Genomic DNA, 17,956 nt, shown 5'->3' on the forward strand with positions numbered 1-17,956 from the left:
TGATGAAAACCTTAATGATTCAAGGCACTACGTCAGATGCCGGAAAAAGCACCTTAGTCGCTGCGCTTTGCAGAGTGTTTGTAAAGCGAGGTGTAAAGGTCGCGCCTTTTAAACCGCAAAATATGGCGCTTAATAGCGCGGTTACAAAAGAAGGCGGCGAAATAGGCCGTGCGCAAGCTTTGCAAGCCGTAGCCGCTAAAGTAGAGCCTCAAAACGACTTTAACCCCATATTGCTAAAACCCAATAGTGATACGGGGGCACAAGTCATTATACATGGAAAAGCCATTAGTAATATGGAGGCAGGGGCGTATCATAACTATAAACAGGTTGCGATGGATGCAGTGCTTGCCTCGCATAAACGCCTAGCAAAGCAGTTTGATTTATTATTGGTTGAGGGCGCAGGCAGCCCCGCAGAAATAAACCTACGCGAGAACGACATTGCCAATATGGGTTACGCAGAAGCGGTAGATTGCCCTGTCATTATTATTGCCGATATAGACAAAGGCGGTGTGTTTGCGCATTTAGTGGGCACACTTGCGTTATTAAGCGAATCCGAGCAAGCGCGCGTAAAAGGCTTTGTTATAAACCGCTTTAGAGGCGATATAAGCTTGCTACAAAGTGGGCTAGATTGGCTTGAGCGCTACACAAAAAAACCAGTGCTTGGAGTGCTGCCTTATTTGCATGATTTAGCACTTGATGCCGAAGATGCTGTAGCAATAGATAACACGGTGACGACTGCCACCATTAATATAGCCGTGCTTTTATTGCCGCATATTAGTAACCATACCGATTTTGATGCATTGCGACTGCACCCAAATATTAATATAAATTATGTACGCCACACACACGCGATCCCACCGGTTGATCTGATTATTATTCCTGGCAGTAAAAACGTGCTGGGCGATTTAAGTTTTGTAAAAAATGAAGGCTGGGATACGCAAATAAAGCGCCACATACGTTATGGTGGCAAAGTATTGGGGGTGTGTGGTGGTATGCAAATGTTGGGGTATACCATAAATGATCCCAACGGAGTCGAGTCGTCATTAAAGCAAGTAACGGGGCTTGCCCTATGCGATTTTGAAACCACTCTTAGCACGCAAAAAGTACTCACTAAAGTAACGGCGGCTATGCAGTTAAATGATTTGCAAACACCGTGTAGCGGCTACGAGATTCATGCCGGCATTAGTGAAGGAGCAGCACTTAATAAGCCATTTTTAACGTTTAACGCGCACCCTCATGGGTTTGAAAACGATGGCTTTATTAGTGACGACAATGCCATTGCTGGTACTTATTTACACGGCTTGTTTGATGAACCCGCTGCCACACTGCAAATTTTAAAGTGGGTAAAAAGCGATGCAACCATACAACCTGTGAGTATTGTATCGCACCGCGAGCAACAACTAGAGCGCTTGGCCACTATGTGCGAGGCGCATTTGAACATGCAACACATTATATCGATTTATGAAGGAGATAATAATGACGGATACCAATAACGATAAGCACCAGCAGCGCCAACAAAAAGTAAAAGAGCAGGTAGATGCACGCGTGGCTGCTGCGCAAGATGTTAAAGGGGTATTTCAGGTAATTACGGGTAATGGTAAAGGTAAATCTACCTCAGGCTTTGGTGTGGTTGCTCGCTGCGTAGGGCATGGTAAAAAAGCCGCTGTTTGTCAGTTCATTAAAGGCACATGGGAGTGTGGAGAGCGTAACTTATTACAAGGCGCAGGGGTTGAATTTGCCGTTATGAATACCGGTTTTACATGGGATACGCAAAACAAAGAAGCCGACACCGCAGCCGCGCAAGCAACATGGCAAGAGTCAAAGCGTATGCTTGCTGATAGCAGTATTGATTTAGTATTACTTGATGAGCTTACCTACATGGTGACTTACGGTTATATTGATTTAGATGAGGTAGTAAACGCGCTAAATAATCGCCCTCCCATGCAGTCGGTTATTATTACAGGTCGCGCAGCGCACCGCACGTTAACAGACCTTGCCGATACAGTGAGCGAAGTGCGCAATGTTAAACACGCCTTCGACTCGGGTATAAAAGCACTAGAAGGGTTTGATTACTAATGTATAAAGCGTTTTTTGCTGCACTGCTGTTATTGTGTTCTGGGGGCAGTGCCGTGGCCAGTGATACAGCTGCGCCAGATAAACTACGCGTTGTAGCACTTGCACCGCATATAGTAGAAAACCTGTTTGCTATAGGTGCGGGGAGCAATATTGTTGGCACTGTTGATTACGCCGATTACCCAAGTGAAGCTAAAAATATTGAGCGCATTGGTGGTTACTATGGTATTTCTCTTGAAAAATTATTAGCGCTAAAACCCGATTTAGTGATTGGTTGGAAAAGCGGTAACCAAAGTGAAGATTTAGAACAAATTAAACGCCTTGGTATAAAAGTACATTTAAGTGATCCCAAAAAAATAGAAGAAGTTGCAAACGAGCTGATTGCTTTTGGAAAATTTACAGGACGTATTGAGCAAAGCAAGCAAGTAGCAAACGCATTTATTACAAAGCTCAAAAATATTAAAAAGCAGCAGCAAAGCAAAAAAATATTAACTGGTTTTTATCAATTATGGCCAGAGCCAATGATGACGGTAAGTGAAAATACATGGATAAACCAGCTTATAGAAACATGTCATGTAAGCAATGTATTTGCACACAGCCCAACCGACTACCCACAAATAAGTATTGAAAACGTGGTGATTAAAAAACCACAGATTATTATTATTCCTGATGAACAAGCCGATAAGCCACAACCTAAAATTAATTGGCAAAAATGGCCAGAAGTCCCCGCTGTAAAACATAACCAATTTATACGTGTAAATGCCGATTTATTACATCGTTTTACACCGCGCATGCTAGATGGACTGGCAAATATGTGTGATAAAATAGATGCATCACGCAAACAAATTAAGAGTATACAATGAGCGATTGGCCAGCCTTTTTAGAATATGAATTACAGCAACCTTATATGCAGCAAACATTAGATTATGTAGCAAAACGCCGTGTCGAAGGTGTTGCTGTGTACCCACCCAAAGAGCAAGTATTTAGCGCCTTTGAAGCGACAGCCCTTAACAATATTCGCGTGGTTATTTTAGGCCAAGACCCATATCACGGAGAAGGCCAAGCCCATGGCTTATGTTTTTCTGTGTTGCCAGAGGTTAAAAAGTTACCGCCGTCGCTAAAAAATATGTACAAAGAATTGGCAACGGATATTCCCGGTTTTGAAATACCAGACCATGGCTACTTACAAAGCTGGGCAGAGCAGGGCGTGTTTTTACTCAATACGGTACTCACGGTTGAGCAAGGCCAAGCGCACTCACATAAACATTTAGGGTGGGAGCAATTTACCGATAACGTGATAGCTCATATAAATGCACACTGCAAAGGAGTGGTGTTTATTTTATGGGGCGCTCATGCGCAAAAAAAAGGTAAAAATATTAACAGCGCTCGCCATCATATTTTAAAAGGGCCGCACCCATCGCCGCTTTCTGCGCATCGTGGTTTTTTTGGCTGTAAGCACTTTTCACACACAAATGAATTGTTACAAGCCCAAGGCGATATCCCCATTAACTGGCAGGTTTAATTGATATATTAAAAAAGGCTTTCGTATTATGAAAGCCTTTTGCTTAGTTATTGTGTATACATGCCCATGCGCAATAATTATCAATTATTTTGAAGGGGTAAAACCTGGCGTTAGCTTTACTATCGATACGGTTTTCCTGCCGCAAAATATATTGCCTAATAGAGCGCAATGAGTTTGAAATTAAAAATCTAGCTCATCAATTTCAATGCTGTCTGTAAAAAAGTCTAACTCCTGTAGTTCTTTACGTAACCGTTGTTTGTCTTTTATGGCCTCAATCTCGCGCCACTTTCTTTTTTTATTCTTTTGAGAGGTTTTTCTTGTTGTATCAGGACCTTCTAATATCTCTAATATATCGTTTAGGCTATCCATGACTATCTCCTATTGATTTTAGTGAACCTCGAGAATACCTATACCACAGGCCTAGCTAAAATAGAATAAAAAAGTGACGAATTTGTTACAGGTATGTGATGCGTTGATGAAGTTTAATACTAACTAACTTTATTAAGCGCGTTATTTTTAGATAGAAAAAATAAATAAAAAATACTAAAAGTGAGCTATTTAGCTGTGTAGGCAATGGTACATGCTGTGGCAGGTTAGTATAAATCAGTGCGGATTATATTAAGGGCATAAAAAACGCCGCAGGTGCGGCGTTTAATACATAATTAGCGCGTATTACATTGCTTTAAAACGTGCTTCTAGCTGCTCTTGTGCATCTGCGAATGAGCGGATACCTTCAGCTAGTTTTTCAGTGGCCATTGCATCTTGGTTATGTAACCAACGGAACTGTGACTCAGTAAGAGGGGCAGGCTTTGGCTCTTTAGGAATATCACTTTGTAGTAAGTATTCTTCTGCGCCTTCTAAATTGCCTAAGTCTTCTAGTAGGTTAGGGCTAATTGTTAGCTTGTCACAACCTGTAAGCGCAATAATTTCGCCAGTGTTACGGAAGCTTGCGCCCATAACAACGGTTTTGTAATCATGGCGTTTATAAAACTCAAAAATGCTACGTACAGATTGAACACCTGGATCTTGTAGCGGATCGGTTGGTTTTTCCATACCATTTGCTACGTGCCAATCTAAAATACGGCCAACAAATGGCGAGATCAAAAATACATTTGCATCAGCACACGCACGTGCTTGAGCATCGCTAAATAATAAAGTTAGGTTACATTTAGTCCCTTCTTTTTCTAGCTGTTCGGCCGCTTTAATGCCTTCCCATGTAGACGCAACTTTGATTAAAATTTTGTCTTTGCTTACACCTTCTTTTTCATAAAGGCTAAGCAGGGTATGTGCTTTATCAATAGTTGCTTGGGTGTCGAATGATAAACGAGCATCTACTTCAGTAGAAATATAACCAGGTACAATTTCGCTAATTTCTTTACCAAGTAATACGGCAAAGTAGTCACATGCAAGTTCAAGCTGCTTAGCTGCATCTTGCTCTGTTTCTTTTGCATAGCTCCAAGCTTTATCTAAATAAGGCTTGTAAGCTTCAATCTCGCTCGCTTTTAATAAAAGCGACGGGTTTGTGGTTGCATCTTCTGGTTGATGCTTTTTGATCGCTTCAATATCGCCAGTGTCGGCTACGATAGATGAATGTTGTTTTAGCCTTTGTAGAGCGCTAGTCATTTGCCTTCCTCATTCCAAGCAAGTTAAAAGAAAATCTAAACTACCTTAATATAAGTATTCAATACTGCAACAGTGTGACAATGCTTGATAGGTCTTATGTCCTTATCAATAGAAAAACGACGAAGCATGATTTATTAAGGTAGGATTTAGGCCATTGCGATTAATTTTCAATGGTATTTTATAAACAAAACGTGCTTTTCGTCTCATTTAATGTTGAAATTGACATTAAATAAATTACAAGTCAATAGCTAACTATGATCACTGTTATTTCACCAGCAAAAAATCTTGATTACGAAACGCCACCCGCAACAGATAAGTTCACTCAACCTGAATTGCTAGAGCACAGCGAAGAGCTCATGAAAGTATGCCGTGAACTAACTCCAGCGCAAATTGGCAGCCTAATGAAAATTAGCGATAAGCTTGCAGGGCTTAACGCTGCGCGCTTTAGCGAATGGTCGCAACCATTTACACAAAGTAATGCTAAACAAGCGGTACTAGCCTTTAACGGCGATGTGTACGGCGGTTTAGATGCCGCAACACTCACTGCAGCTAACCTCGATTATGCGCAAAGCCATTTACGTATACTTTCGGGTTTATACGGCTTGCTAAAACCGCTTGATTTAATGCAAGCCTACCGCCTAGAAATGGGTACTAAGCTTGATAACCCTCGCGGGAAAAATTTGTATGAATTTTGGGGTAGCATTATTGCTAATAAATTAAACGAGGAATTAAAAGCGCAAGACGCACAATACCTCGTTAACCTTGCTTCAAACGAGTACTTTAAAGCAGTAGATAAAAAAGCACTCAATGCGCAAATTATTACCCCGCATTTTAAAGACTGCAAAAATGGTCAATATAAGGTAATTAGCTTTTACGCTAAAAAAGCGCGCGGCATGATGGCCCGTTACATTATAGAAAACCAGGTAACACAGCTTAGCCAATTAAAAGAGTTTACTGTGGCGGGTTATTACTTTAGCCCTGAAGCAACCACTAAAGATCTTGAGCCTGTATTTATGCGCGACGAGCAAAACTAAGCGTTTGTACTCAGCAAACAATGAGTTAAAAAGCCATGCATTGCATGGTTTTTTTATGCTGGCGCTAAACTTGCTAACTTCACCTACTATTAATGAGATAAAAAATAGATAGGTGTAAAAATATGATCAGCATACCTTCAGTAGCCGAAGCTGAAAAACTCATCGAAGAAAAACTCGGAGGGTGGTTTGATGTAGTAATAAGCCACATCCCAAACTTTATTGTGGCAGTGGTAATAGCCATTGTATTTTCAATAATAGCGCGCTTTGCCGGCCAGCTAATGAAAAACCTATTAAGGCGCTCACTCGACTCTAAGCAAATTGCTGATTTAATGGCGTCTATTTTTAAGGTTATTGTGTTATGTGTAGGCCTATTTATCGCTTTAGATTTTATGGGGTTAAAAGGCACAGTCACATCGTTACTAGCGGGTGCGGGTATTGTGGGTTTAGCCATTGGCTTTGCTTTTCAAGACATGACCGAGAACTTAATTGCCGGTATTGCTATGGGAATACGCAAGCCATTTAAAGCGGGTGATGTAATTGAAACCGACGATGTATTTGGCTCGGTACATTCTATAAACCTGCGTAACACGCTAATAGAGAGCTTTTACGGGCAGTTAATACTGGTACCTAACAAGGTATTATTTAGAAATGTGTTAAAAAATTACACCACGTTAGGCGTTAGGCGCATAGAGGTACCGGTGGGTATTTCATACGGCGACGACATTGAAAAAGCCAAAGAAGTTATCGTTGATAAAATTAACGAGTTTGACTTTGTAATACGTAAAGAAGAAACCGCTGTGTACGCAGAAGGTTTTGGCGACAGTAGTATTAATTTACTGGTGTGGTTTTGGATAAAATACCCAGGCGAGCCAGACTTTATGACAGTACGCCATAAAGGCGTAGTCGCTGTTAAACAAGCGCTTGATGCTGCAGATATAAGTATTCCATTCCCAATACGTACGTTAGATTTTGGCATTAAAGGCGGTGAAAAGCTCGATGCCATGATAAGCGATAAAATAAACCAACAGTCACCTAAACAACAAGGCGGGAGTAATACGGGTTCAAATCAAAGCGAATGAGCGACTAATACTGGTTTAAACTAGCCCAGTAATAGTTACCCACTAGCAGCGCATTTTTACATAAAAAGTGCGCTGCTAGTAATTTCAAAGCGCTAAGTCGGGTTAAATTTAACTATACTTTTAATAAATTTATTTTAAGTTAATACTTATTTGCTTTTCGCTGCCATCGAATTTTTGATTAGTAGTAAAAGCGTTTCACCACTGCTTTTTGTCATCGATTTTTTTTGTAACCTCAGCAGAGCAGGCTGGAATAGCGCAGCCATCTAACTCTATTACCTTGTCGCCTACTTTTAATCCTGCCAAATCAGCAAAGACTTTTATAATATCTAGTTCACTAATTTCTGGGCTAAAAAAGCCGGATACAGACACATTTGCAACAAACCCAAAAATACCTTCTTCTGCATGGCTAATAAGAGGGATTAGCAGTAGTGAATAAATCGTTTCATGTATTAGCTTCCTTGTGTAAGTGATGGGGCATTTGCATGCGTTAAGCCATATATTATTAACTGCTATTCATGGTGAGGTTGATTAGCAAACACTTGTAGGTTGCCAACGGTATTAAAAATGCGCTGATTATATGAACTTTACAGCCTTGTTATAGCATTCTTTTATCAAAGCTGTAGTAAGTCACTAATTTAAAAGAGTGGGAAAGGGCGGCTAAGTGTTTGCTCTATTTTTAATAGGGGAGCTAAAGCTAGAAGTTTAGATACTAAAGTGTGCTATTAAGCATAAAAAAGCGCGGCTTGTGTTGGAGAAACAAGCCACGCAGAGGAATAAGTTATATAAACAAATATTGTAATGCGGTATCAGATAACACTAATTTTATTACGGATAATTTTAACGCCATCCATATTTTCTAAAAACTTTTGCGCAAGTGCACGCTGAAAACCTGTTTGCGCTTCACCGTATAGGTCAACTTCACCGTCTTCAACCTGCACGCGAATATCGCTTAATGCTAAGTTTGGGTTAGTGCGTAACGTATTGGTGATTGTTTGTTGTAAGTTAGGTTGAGTAGCCACACTGCTTACTACGGCTAAGTTAGTTGCTGCACTTACTTTTGTAGCGCAAGCTAATAAAAATAAACAACAAAATGATACTAAAGCGATAGTTAACTTAAAGCGGTTCATAACTTCATCCTTACATTACGGTTAATCGTGCAGCTATTCTTAGCTGAGTTACTTTCTCAGTTACAATTTCGATGCCAATTTTAATTTGTTGAAATATAAGGTTATTTTATTAAGTGGGAATTCAGGTGGGCAATAATTACATTTTAATGGGAATGAGTTACATGCTTGGGTTACATTTGTAACGGGTACAAAAAAGCCGGCAACTGCCGGCTTTTTTATTTATGGTGTGCTATTTCTTTTTAATTTTAGCTTTGGCTTTTTTCTTAGCTTTCATTTTTACCGGATCTTTACGCTTTTTAGCGGGTGGCTTAGCTTCTTTATGCTGTGGCTCAAGCCCTTTAATTATGCGGCGCTTAAGTTTTTGCTCTGTGTATCGCTCAACCTTGTATAAAATGCCAATGTCGTGCGCTTCAACTAATGATATAGCAATCCCTTTTTTACCTGCACGGCCAGTACGGCCAATACGGTGAACATAGACATCGGCAGTGCGCGGCATATCAAAGTTAATTACGTGGCTAATGTCAGAAACATCAATACCGCGAGCCGCAACATCGGTTGCTATTAATATGCGCGTTTTGCCACTGTGGAAATTTTCCATCGCTTTCATGCGCTTATCTTGCGGCATTTCGCCACGCAGCCACGCGGCTTTTACGCCATTGTTAGTTAGCTCACCAATTAGCGTTTCTAGGCGCTCACGGGTTTTTACAAACACAATGGCTTTACTTACATCTGGGCCGTTTAGGGTATTAACCAACAGCTCAAGCTTGTGGTGGTAATCATCAGCAAGGTGAACCCATTGATGAATTTTTGCTTTTTCTTTGCGTGACGATTCGGCTTCAAGTAAAGCTGGGTCGTTTAAAATACGCTCTGCAAATAACTCAACGCTATCGCCTTCTAACGTCGCAGAGAATAAAAAGCACTGACGACGGTTTTTAGCTTCGTCACATATGCGCAGCATTTCTTTTCTAAAGCCCATGTCTAACATGCGGTCGGCTTCATCAAGAATAAGCATTTCTACGTTTTCAGCATGGAAATTTTCGGTTTCAAGGTATTCCATTAAACGCCCTGGTGTGGCGATTAAAATATCGTTATTGTTTTCAAAAATTTCTTTATGGGTGCCGTAGTTTATACCACCTGTTACTACACCAATTTTAAGGTGGGTGCCTTTAGCAAGCAGTTCACATTGCTCATGAATTTGATAAGCCAGTTCACGGGTTGGGGTCATTATTAACACACGTGCAAAACCTGGGTCGCGACGCGGAAAATCCATTAAGTATTGAATAGCCGGAATTAAAAATGCCGCCGTTTTACCTGTGCCAGTAGGTGCTGATGCTAAAATATCGCGACCTTGCAGCGCTTCAGGAATAGCTTGTTGTTGAATGCTGGTTGGTGTCTCGTAGCCCATTTTATCAATGGCGTTGAGTAGTTTAGTATCAAGATCAAATTCAGAAAATTGCATAGAGTGTCTAAAATAAGGGACAATTACCTGCAATTATACGCGCTATACGCCAGTTGGTGAATGAAAAGGTGAAAAAATGTCAGGGTTTACGTTTAAACAATTTAAGGTTGAGCACGATAGCTGTGCTATGAAGGTCTCAACCGACGGCATTTTACTTGGCGCATGGGCGTATTTAAAAGGCGCCAACACATTACTCGATATAGGCACAGGCACCGGTTTACTTGCGCTTATGTGTAAACAGCGCCAACCAGCACTTAGCATAACCGCTGTTGAAATTGATGAAGCTGCTTACAAGCAAGCGCAGCAAAATATAGCCTCTAGCCCGTGGCCAAATATCACAGTAAAGCACACCACTATACAAGCGTTTAAACAGGCGGCGCCATTTGATGTCGTGATATCTAACCCCCCTTATTTTAACCGCAGTTTAAAAGGGCTAAGCGATGCCCGTAATACCGCACGCCATACCGATGGTTTAAGTTTTGACGAGCTAATACATGCCTATATGCGTTTAAGCCATAAGTATTCGTGCTTTAACGTAATTTTACCCACCACAGAGGCGGGCTTATTCGTTGAATTGGCAAAACAAAGCGGGCTTTATTTAAACGCGCATTGCCAAGTAAAAACCACACCAAGTAAAGCATTTAGCCGTAGTTTGATGCGTTTTAGCTTAGTAAACACTTTACCTGAGCTTACCTCCCTATGCATAAAAGATGAAAACAACCGCTACAGCGATGATTATATTGCGTTATGTAAAGCGTTTTACTTGAAGATGTAATTTTTAAGGCTGGTAATTATCTAGTAATAAAGGATAGTTTACCCATTATGCATACGTATTCAGTTTTTATTTGAGCAACTCTCAAACTAGTGTTAACCACTTGTAAATAACGTCGAGTATGTTGTTTAACTCGCCCAACACTGGAAACACACACTATGAAACTGAATAAAATGATCACCACTGCAGGTCTTAGCTTAGGTTTAACCTTACCAAGTTTAGTATCGGCTGCGCCTACAACATTTGTGCATTTATTTGAATGGAATTGGCAAGATGTAGCCCAAGAATGTGAGCAGTTTTTAGGACCAAAAGGGTACGCTGCTGTACAGGTGTCTCCGCCTAACGAGCATATTACAGGTAGCCAATGGTGGACTCGCTATCAACCTGTGAGCTACCAACTACAAAGCCGAGGCGGTAACCGTTCGCAATTTATAGATATGGTTAATCGCTGTAACGCCGCAGGCGTCGATATATATGTTGATACATTAATAAACCATATGGCAGCCGGCAGTGGTACGGGCACTGCTGGTAACACTTTTGGTAATAAACAATACCCTATTTATAGCCCACAAGATTTTCACGAAAGTTGCTCTATTAACCCAGAAGATTACGGTAATAACCGTTATCGCGTGCAAAACTGTGAGCTAGTAGGGCTGGCCGATTTAAACACTTCTTCAAATTATGTGCAAAATATATTAGCGGCATATATTAATGATCTTCAAGCTATGGGTGTTAAAGGTTTTAGGTTTGATGCTGCTAAACATGTTGCTGCAAGTGATATTCAAAGTTTAATGGCAAAAATAAATGGCTCGCCAGTGGTGTTTCATGAGGTGATAGATCAAGGTACTGAAGCGGTTGCAGCCTCAGAGTATTTAAGTACAGGGCTAGTTACCGAGTTTAAATACAGTACGCAGCTTGGTAATACCTTTAGAAATGGCTCGCTTGCATGGTTAAGTAATTTTGGTGAAGGCTGGGGCTTTATGCCAAGTTCATCAGCTGTGGTATTTGTAGATAACCACGACAATCAGCGCGGCCATGGTGGTGCAGGTAATGTAATCACCTTTGAAGATGGCCGTTTATACGACCTAGCCAACGTATTTATGTTGGCATACCCGTATGGGTATCCAAAAGTAATGTCGAGTTATGATTTTCACGGCGATACAGATGCGGGTGGGCCAAGTGTACCGGTGCACAATAATGGTAATTTAGAATGTTTTGCAAGTAACTGGAAGTGTGAGCATCGTTGGTCTTATATTGCGGGTGGTGTCGATTTTAGAAATAACACAGCCGACAACTGGGTAGTAACAAATTGGTGGGATAACACCCATAACCAGATTGCATTTGGACGTGGTAGCTCAGGTCATATGGCAATTAATAAAGAAGACTCAACGCTTAATGCAACAATTCAAACAGATATGGCGCCTGGACAGTACTGCAATGTGTTAAAAGGCGAGCTTTTGGGTAATGCTACTAGCTGTAGCGGTGAAGTAATAACAGTTAATAGCAACGGCACCATCAATTTAAATGTAGCGCCATGGGATGCAATAGCAATTCATAAAAATGCTAAATTAACCCAAGAGGCAGTGCCTAATAATAGCGACTGGCAAAGAACCGTTATTTTTATTAATGCTCAAACACAAAGCGGACAAGACATGTTTGTACGCGGTGGTATAGATCACACCTATGCAAATACAAACCTTGCTAGAAACTGCCAAACAACAAATGTTGAATGTGCTATGCCAATTCGCCATAACAATCTAAAAAACAATACCACAACGCCTTGGAAAGCAAACGATAACTACCTAGATTGGTATGGAATTGAACAAGGCCAAAGCAGTGAAGCGCAAGGTACTGCCATGGATTGGACTACAAATGTTTGGCCAAGTGAATATGGCGCCCAAAAATCGGTAGCAGTAGATGGCTTTGGTGTTACACCCCTTAATATATGGGGCGAACACTATTGGATGCTTGATGTTGATATGGATTGCAGTAAAGCCGTTAACGGATGGTTTGAATTAAAAGCATTTATAAAAAATGGCCAAGAGTGGGAAGGCGATATAAGCCAAGCAAATACCCCCTATACAAGTACTAACCATATGGCACAGTGCGGCAAAATTAATATGTTTGAATTTAACCGCTCAAGTGTAGAGGTACGTGACTTTTAAATACGTACTTTAAAACGCGTACGTTAAAAAACTATCAGCCAATTTAAAAACCAAGTGGGTTAACGCGCACTTGGTTTTTTACTTTTATATGTACCTAAATAGCAGTTTAATTTAATAGTGCGTTTATAAATCAGCTGGTATTATCGTTTTATTCGCCATTTTTAATTTAGGCAACACAATGAAAAAGTTAAACAAATTACCGTTACTAACAACACTCGCTGCGGCTTTATTTATAAGCCAAGGTGCGCTTGCAAACATGACTCCTGTTGGGCTTTGGAAAACCATAGATGAAGACACCAACGAGGCTAAATCGTATGTACGCATTACTCAAAACGATAAGGTGCTCAGTGGTAAAGTTGAGACTATTTTAGACCCAGCTAAACAAACCGGTATTTGTAAAGAGTGTGATGGGGCATTAAAAAATCAGCCTATTTTAGGAATGACCATAATCACTGATGTAAAACCAGAAGATGATGGCGTGTGGGGCGATGGTGAAATACTTGACCCTACAAATGGTAAAACTTATACCGTGCAACTAACGCCACAAAACGACGGTAAAACATTAGAAGTACGTGGCTATATAGGCTTTTTTTACCGTAACCAATATTGGCAACGTGTGGAATAGCACTACTCGTTTGCTGTTTTTAAAAACTCGCGTTTAAGCCATGCTCGTAATGCGCTTACCTGTGGGTGATTAAGCATGGCGTGGCTCGTTGCAAAATAAAACTGCTGATGCGGATTTACAATGCTTTGGCCAATTTGCGTGAGCATGCCGTGCTTTATATCGTCGCGTACAAATTGTTTGTGGGTGACCAAAACGCCAAGCTGGCGCATCGCGGCTTGCGTTGCTTGCACTGAAATATTAAAGGTTAAGTTATTATGCTGCTTAGGCTGCGCTAAATTATTAGCCTCGCACCACGTTTGCCAATCGTTTTGCCTACGTGGGTTGGTAACGTAGATTGCTTTAAAACGCTGCAGCAAATTTTGCGCGGTTAACTCATCTTTATTTAAGCCAACTAAAAGCTGTGGGTTACAGACTAAAATTAACTGATCGTCGGCTAGTTTTTCACAGTGATATTTTTGCCACTTATCGGGCTGGCCATGAATAATCGCTGCATCAATCCCTTCACGCTCTAAATCAAATTCTCCCACCAAGTTAGAAATACGAATGTCGCTGTTTGGCGAAATGCGCTGAAAATCAGCCACCCTAGGGATCCACCAGTGCAGTGCTAGTGAGTTAACCATATTGAGTGTTAAATAAGTTGGCTCATTCGCTGTGTTACTTGCCTCTTGGCTGGCTGCTAAAATTTCAGCCATGGCCGGGGCTATGCGTTTGTAATAGCGCTCACCCACAGGGTTGAGCTCAACGCGGCGACCAATGCGATTAAAAAGCGGTGTATTAAGTTGTAACTCTAACGCTTTAATAGACTGACTTACCGCCGAGTGACTAATACTTAGCTGCTCAGCCGCGAGCACCATGCTGCCAGTTTCGGCAACAGCTATAAACGTATAGAGAGATTTTAACGGCGCAGATTTGATCATAGGTTATTTATTAACAGTTAAGTTTTACTTACAGGTTAGTTTAATATTATTCGCTTTTAAATTTATAAAGTACACGTAAAATTAGCGCCATAAAAGCCAATGCCAATTTTTTGAAAAATAATAAATAGATTAAAAAAATTAAGCCTTTAATTTTGCTTTTTACATTCATTTTTTATTCAAAGGATAACTGCGGTGACGTTAAATTCTCGTGCTAGTGTGTTTATGCTGCTCTCTACATTTACCTTGGCGTTAAATAGCTTTATAGCCAAGTTGCTTACCGATTACTTTAGCACCAGCGAAGTGGTTTTTTTACGGGTGTTTTTACCCGCGATTATTATGCTGGCATTGGCGGCAGGTATTAAATGGCAGCTACCTAATAAATCAGCATGGCGAACCTTTGCTATTCGCGCAATTTTTATAGTGCTGTGCCAAAACTGCTTTTTAGTGGCGCTAAATACTTTAACGCTGGTGGAGGCGGTTATTTTATTTAGCACTGGGCCATTATTTATACCGCTAATAGAACGGGTGCTTTTTAAAACTAAATTAAATTGGTTATTGCTACCTACAATGGCGCTGATGTTTGCGGGTGTGATTATTCAAAATATTCATAGCGATGGCATACAATGGCGCTGGAGCTTATTAATTGGTTTAGGGGCTGGTATTTTTAATGCCTGCTCGCAAATCACCTTGTTTAGAGCCAGTAAAATTAAGCTTCCGATGATGGTTATTAACGGTTGGAGTTTTACGCTGGCTGCCATTTTTATGGTGCCAGTATTAATGTTTACCAGCGAAGGTGAGCGCTTTTACCAAGGTTTTGCAATCGATATAAGCAATTATAGTTTATTACTGATGGTGGCATTAATTGGGTTTTCGACTGCTGCAACGCAGTTTTTTAGAGGAAAGGCGTACCGATTAGCCAGTTCTAACTCGCAGCTAGCGCCGCTTATTTATTCTAACTTATTATTTGCGTTGTTATTTCAGCTAATTTTTTACGATACAACATTAAGTTTATCGCAAGTAATAGGCTCTGCGCTTATTGTACTGGCATGTATTATTGATACCTTTGCGCCTAATTGGCTATTGCAAAGGCAAGCAAAAATACGTGAAAAAAAGTGCGCTAAAAAACTTAGTTATTTGTAATGTATTGGCCTAAACATGGTTTAGGCCAAACTCGTTATAGCGTTTCGCTATACTCTGTCATTATTTGTTCAACCCAGCTGGCTATGCGCTCATCGCTTAGCTCGTATTGGCTGTCTTCATCAAGCGCTAGGCCAACAAAGTGTTTGCCATCGGGGGTAAGTGCTTTTGACGCTTCAAACTCGTAGTTTTCATCGTTTGGCCAAAAACCAAGTTGCGTAAACGACTGGGTATTTATTTCATCGTGAAGCATACCAAGGGCGTCTTGAAACCATTGTCCGTAACCTTGTTGGTCGCCCATGCCAAATAAAGCAATGGTTTTACCATTTAGGTTTACATCTTTAATGTCGTCCCACTTAGACTCCCAGTCTTCTTGTATTTCTCCAAAATCCCATGTTGAAATACCAAAGATGATAAAGTCGTACTGCTCTGCATTTTTAAGTGGTTCGTCTTTAATATTGTGTAAGGTCACTACATCGGCGCCAATAAGGTCGCGAATTTTTTCTGCTGCCATCTCTGTGTAGCATGTAGTAGAGCCAAAAAATAAACCAATCTGCATCGTATTTATCACTGTGTAATTGCCTGTTATGATAGGGCGCAGTTTACCGTAAGGTATTTTTAATTGATACCTTCTACCGTGGGTATTACCAACATGAGATCACAACGTGACAACGCTACCTGACGATTTACCTGAACCAAATACCGAGCTAAACAGCAACAGCGACTTTCTAGAAACCTTTTTAGATAGCTTGTACTTAGAGCAAGGTGTAAGCGAAAACACCCTTAGCGCGTATCGCAGTGACCTAGATAAGTTTTGTCAGTTTTTAAAAGGCGAAAGCTTAATGACGGTAACCAGCTTAGATATAGAAAGCTATCTAGCGTATCGCGTAGATTTAGGGTTAAAACCACGTAGCACGGCACGCAGCATAAGTGCGTTAAAGCGGTTTTATCAGTATTTTGTACGTGAAAAACGTATCACAAGCTCACCGCTTGAAAACATTGCGCAACCAAAAGCGGGTCAATCGTTACCTAAAACGCTCTCAGAAGCTGAGGTAGAGGCATTATTAAGTGCCCCCAATATTGAAGAGCCAATGGGGCTGCGCGATAAAGCCATGCTAGAGCTACTTTATGCTACGGGCTTGCGTGTAACCGAGCTTGTAGGGCTGCGTATGGAGCAAATTAACTTGCGCCAGTCGGTTGTGTTTGTAAAAGGTAAAGGCAACAAAGAGCGCTTAGTACCTTTAGGCGAAGAAGCCATGTACTGGCTTGAGCAGTTTTTAAAAGGGGGGCGTGCACAAATGATAAAACACGCCACCGATTTTGTGTTTCCTTCTAAACGCGGTGTAGGTATGACCCGACAAACCTTTTGGCATCGTATTAAACACTATGCTATTTTGGCGTCTATTGAGTCTGATTTATCGCCGCATACGTTGCGTCATGCCTTTGCAACACATTTACTTAATCATGGTGCCGACTTAAGAGTGGTGCAGATGATGTTAGGGCACAGCGACTTATCGACTACACAAATTTATACCCATGTTGCCAATGAGCGATTAAAATCGGTACACTCAGAGCATCATCCGCGCGCGTAATATGAAATTTAATATCAGCTTAGCGGTCAATTTAGTACGTATTATTAGATAGAGAAAATTATGAAAAAATTAATGTTAGCAGGTGCAATGTTGTGCACAAGTATTAGTGCATTTGCAAATGGCGTAGCCACAACGCCAGATGCTAATGATCCTATTGTTACTAAATTTGCCACGTTAGGTGTAACAGTTAAGCAAATAAACCCAAGCCCTGTTGCCGGTTTAAAAGAGCTTATTACAAATAAAGGTGTACTTTACGCCAGCCCAGACGGCCAGTTTTTAATGCAAGGCACGCTAATTGATTTAAACAACCGCAGCAACTTAACCGAGCAAGCGTTAAATGGTGTCCGTGTTGAAGGTATTAAAGAATACCAAGATTCAATGATTGTTTATAAAGCGCCTAACGAAAAACACCAAATTACGGTATTTACCGATATTAGTTGTGGCTATTGTCGTAAATTACACCGCGAACTAGACGACTTGCTTGATGCAGGCATTACTGTTCGTTATTTAGCGTTTCCGCGTGGTGGACTGCAAGGTTCGGGCTACGCCGATTTAATGAATGTATGGTGTGCACGCGACCAACAAGAGGCACTAACAGAAGCTAAATCAGGCGAAGACACTAAAGTAGTTGCCGGTTGTAGCGCACCAGTAGCTGAGCATTACCAGCTAGGCCAAAGCTTTGGTATTAGTGGCACGCCAGCCATTATTTTAGAAGACGGTACAATGATCCCTGGCTACCAGCCAGCCGCGGCATTAAGTGCAGCGCTTGAGGCGAACAAAGCAGGTTAATTAAAAATCTGAGTAACTGTTTAATACCAATCCGCGATAATA

General features: G+C 40.9%; 19 protein-coding genes. 12 read left to right on the plus strand and 7 right to left on the minus strand.

What is annotated here, in order from left to right; translation table 11 throughout:
* The first annotated feature begins 2 nt into the window (after positions 1-2).
* Genes EJ103_RS02885 through ung form a run of 4 tightly spaced genes read left to right on the plus strand, consistent with a single transcriptional unit; the run spans position 3 to position 3,595 of the window.
* Entirely contained in the window at positions 3-1,493 is a 1,491-nt protein-coding gene (locus EJ103_RS02885; RefSeq protein WP_126005956.1) for a cobyric acid synthase, read from the plus strand.
* Positions 1,477-2,076, plus strand: a complete 600-nt coding sequence (gene cobO, locus EJ103_RS02890; RefSeq protein WP_126005958.1) for a cob(I)yrinic acid a,c-diamide adenosyltransferase — start codon at positions 1,477-1,479, stop codon at positions 2,074-2,076. The genes EJ103_RS02885 and cobO overlap by 17 nt, the downstream gene beginning before the upstream one ends.
* Positions 2,076-2,936 carry a cobalamin-binding protein gene (locus tag EJ103_RS02895; protein WP_126005960.1) on the plus strand — a complete coding sequence of 287 codons (861 nt, stop codon included), beginning with the start codon at positions 2,076-2,078 and terminating at the stop codon, positions 2,934-2,936. Before cobO ends, EJ103_RS02895 begins: the two co-directional genes overlap by 1 nt.
* Complete coding sequence (gene ung / locus EJ103_RS02900; protein WP_126005961.1) at positions 2,933-3,595, plus strand: uracil-DNA glycosylase; 663 nt, start codon at positions 2,933-2,935, stop codon at positions 3,593-3,595. Before EJ103_RS02895 ends, ung begins: the two co-directional genes overlap by 4 nt.
* 180 nt (positions 3,596-3,775) lie before the next feature.
* Here ung and EJ103_RS02905 read toward each other — a convergent pair whose 3' ends face one another.
* Positions 3,776-3,964 (minus strand): DUF3545 family protein, encoded by a 189-nt coding sequence (locus EJ103_RS02905; RefSeq protein ID WP_004587992.1) that lies wholly within the window; start codon positions 3,962-3,964, stop codon positions 3,776-3,778.
* Positions 3,965-4,267: 303 nt separating this feature from the next.
* Positions 4,268-5,218 (minus strand): transaldolase, encoded by a 951-nt coding sequence (gene tal, locus EJ103_RS02910; protein WP_004587993.1) that lies wholly within the window; start codon positions 5,216-5,218, stop codon positions 4,268-4,270.
* Between the two features lie 254 nt (positions 5,219-5,472).
* Between tal and yaaA the strand changes: the two genes are divergently transcribed.
* Positions 5,473-6,252 (plus strand): peroxide stress protein YaaA, encoded by a 780-nt coding sequence (gene yaaA / locus EJ103_RS02915; protein WP_004587994.1) that lies wholly within the window; start codon positions 5,473-5,475, stop codon positions 6,250-6,252.
* Positions 6,253-6,374: 122 nt separating this feature from the next.
* Positions 6,375-7,331, plus strand: coding sequence for a mechanosensitive ion channel family protein (locus EJ103_RS02920; protein WP_126005963.1), 957 nt, complete (start codon positions 6,375-6,377; stop codon positions 7,329-7,331).
* 195 nt (positions 7,332-7,526) lie between these two features.
* Here EJ103_RS02920 and EJ103_RS20120 read toward each other — a convergent pair whose 3' ends face one another.
* The 3 genes from EJ103_RS20120 to srmB all read right to left on the minus strand — a co-directional run bounded on the left by EJ103_RS20120 (position 7,527) and on the right by srmB (position 9,917).
* Entirely contained in the window at positions 7,527-7,700 is a 174-nt protein-coding gene (locus tag EJ103_RS20120; RefSeq protein ID WP_164521607.1) for a hypothetical protein, read from the minus strand.
* A gap of 437 nt (positions 7,701-8,137) precedes the next feature.
* Positions 8,138-8,458 carry a BON domain-containing protein gene (locus EJ103_RS02925; protein WP_004587996.1) on the minus strand — a complete coding sequence of 107 codons (321 nt, stop codon included), beginning with the start codon at positions 8,456-8,458 and terminating at the stop codon, positions 8,138-8,140.
* 229 nt (positions 8,459-8,687) lie between these two features.
* Positions 8,688-9,917: an ATP-dependent RNA helicase SrmB gene (gene srmB, locus EJ103_RS02930; protein WP_004587997.1), complete on the minus strand. Its 1,230-nt coding sequence runs from the start codon at positions 9,915-9,917 to the stop codon at positions 8,688-8,690.
* 76 nt (positions 9,918-9,993) lie between these two features.
* Between srmB and EJ103_RS02935 the strand changes: the two genes are divergently transcribed.
* The 3 genes from EJ103_RS02935 to EJ103_RS02945 all read left to right on the plus strand — a co-directional run bounded on the left by EJ103_RS02935 (position 9,994) and on the right by EJ103_RS02945 (position 13,479).
* On the plus strand, positions 9,994-10,692 hold the full coding sequence (locus EJ103_RS02935; protein WP_126005965.1) for a methyltransferase: 699 nt from the start codon (positions 9,994-9,996) through the stop codon (positions 10,690-10,692).
* Between the two features lie 155 nt (positions 10,693-10,847).
* Entirely contained in the window at positions 10,848-12,854 is a 2,007-nt protein-coding gene (locus EJ103_RS02940) for an alpha-amylase family protein (protein ID WP_126005967.1), read from the plus strand.
* Between the two features lie 178 nt (positions 12,855-13,032).
* Entirely contained in the window at positions 13,033-13,479 is a 447-nt protein-coding gene (locus EJ103_RS02945) for a DUF2147 domain-containing protein (RefSeq protein ID WP_055254841.1), read from the plus strand.
* Between the two features lie 2 nt (positions 13,480-13,481).
* Here the strand turns inward: EJ103_RS02945 and EJ103_RS02950 are convergent, their stop codons facing one another.
* Positions 13,482-14,396 carry a LysR substrate-binding domain-containing protein gene (locus EJ103_RS02950; protein WP_054983746.1) on the minus strand — a complete coding sequence of 305 codons (915 nt, stop codon included), beginning with the start codon at positions 14,394-14,396 and terminating at the stop codon, positions 13,482-13,484.
* A gap of 192 nt (positions 14,397-14,588) precedes the next feature.
* On the opposite strand from EJ103_RS02950, the gene EJ103_RS02955 reads away from it, so the two are divergent.
* On the plus strand, positions 14,589-15,536 hold the full coding sequence (locus EJ103_RS02955) for a DMT family transporter (RefSeq protein WP_126005969.1): 948 nt from the start codon (positions 14,589-14,591) through the stop codon (positions 15,534-15,536).
* A gap of 34 nt (positions 15,537-15,570) precedes the next feature.
* Here EJ103_RS02955 and fldB read toward each other — a convergent pair whose 3' ends face one another.
* Positions 15,571-16,092, minus strand: a complete 522-nt coding sequence (gene fldB / locus EJ103_RS02960) for a flavodoxin FldB (RefSeq protein WP_004588002.1) — start codon at positions 16,090-16,092, stop codon at positions 15,571-15,573.
* Positions 16,093-16,198: 106 nt separating this feature from the next.
* Between fldB and xerD the strand changes: the two genes are divergently transcribed.
* Together xerD and dsbC are read left to right on the plus strand one after the other, a co-directional pair.
* Positions 16,199-17,125, plus strand: coding sequence for a site-specific tyrosine recombinase XerD (gene xerD / locus EJ103_RS02965; RefSeq protein WP_126005971.1), 927 nt, complete (start codon positions 16,199-16,201; stop codon positions 17,123-17,125).
* A 60-nt stretch (positions 17,126-17,185) separates the two neighbouring features.
* Positions 17,186-17,914, plus strand: a complete 729-nt coding sequence (gene dsbC, locus EJ103_RS02970) for a bifunctional protein-disulfide isomerase/oxidoreductase DsbC (protein WP_004588004.1) — start codon at positions 17,186-17,188, stop codon at positions 17,912-17,914.
* Positions 17,915-17,956 lie beyond the last annotated feature (42 nt).

The organism is Pseudoalteromonas sp. Xi13, assembly GCF_003952205.1.
Lineage (GTDB): Bacteria > Pseudomonadota > Gammaproteobacteria > Enterobacterales > Alteromonadaceae > Pseudoalteromonas > Pseudoalteromonas atlantica.

Coding starts and splice junctions, on each gene's coding strand:
- EJ103_RS02885 (WP_126005956.1), top strand. CDS start 3: ATGAAAACCTTAATGATTCAAGGCACTACGTCAGATGCCGGAAAAAGC.
- ung (WP_126005961.1), top strand. CDS start 2,933: ATGAGCGATTGGCCAGCCTTTTTAGAATATGAATTACAGCAACCTTAT.
- cobO (WP_126005958.1), top strand. CDS start 1,477: ATGACGGATACCAATAACGATAAGCACCAGCAGCGCCAACAAAAAGTA.
- EJ103_RS02925 (WP_004587996.1), bottom strand. CDS start 8,458: ATGAACCGCTTTAAGTTAACTATCGCTTTAGTATCATTTTGTTGTTTA.
- EJ103_RS02895 (WP_126005960.1), top strand. CDS start 2,076: ATGTATAAAGCGTTTTTTGCTGCACTGCTGTTATTGTGTTCTGGGGGC.
- fldB (WP_004588002.1), bottom strand. CDS start 16,092: ATGCAGATTGGTTTATTTTTTGGCTCTACTACATGCTACACAGAGATG.
- dsbC (WP_004588004.1), top strand. CDS start 17,186: ATGAAAAAATTAATGTTAGCAGGTGCAATGTTGTGCACAAGTATTAGT.
- EJ103_RS02920 (WP_126005963.1), top strand. CDS start 6,375: ATGATCAGCATACCTTCAGTAGCCGAAGCTGAAAAACTCATCGAAGAA.
- tal (WP_004587993.1), bottom strand. CDS start 5,218: ATGACTAGCGCTCTACAAAGGCTAAAACAACATTCATCTATCGTAGCC.
- srmB (WP_004587997.1), bottom strand. CDS start 9,917: ATGCAATTTTCTGAATTTGATCTTGATACTAAACTACTCAACGCCATT.
- EJ103_RS02945 (WP_055254841.1), top strand. CDS start 13,033: ATGAAAAAGTTAAACAAATTACCGTTACTAACAACACTCGCTGCGGCT.
- yaaA (WP_004587994.1), top strand. CDS start 5,473: ATGATCACTGTTATTTCACCAGCAAAAAATCTTGATTACGAAACGCCA.
- EJ103_RS02905 (WP_004587992.1), bottom strand. CDS start 3,964: ATGGATAGCCTAAACGATATATTAGAGATATTAGAAGGTCCTGATACA.
- EJ103_RS02935 (WP_126005965.1), top strand. CDS start 9,994: ATGTCAGGGTTTACGTTTAAACAATTTAAGGTTGAGCACGATAGCTGT.
- EJ103_RS02940 (WP_126005967.1), top strand. CDS start 10,848: ATGAAACTGAATAAAATGATCACCACTGCAGGTCTTAGCTTAGGTTTA.
- EJ103_RS02950 (WP_054983746.1), bottom strand. CDS start 14,396: ATGATCAAATCTGCGCCGTTAAAATCTCTCTATACGTTTATAGCTGTT.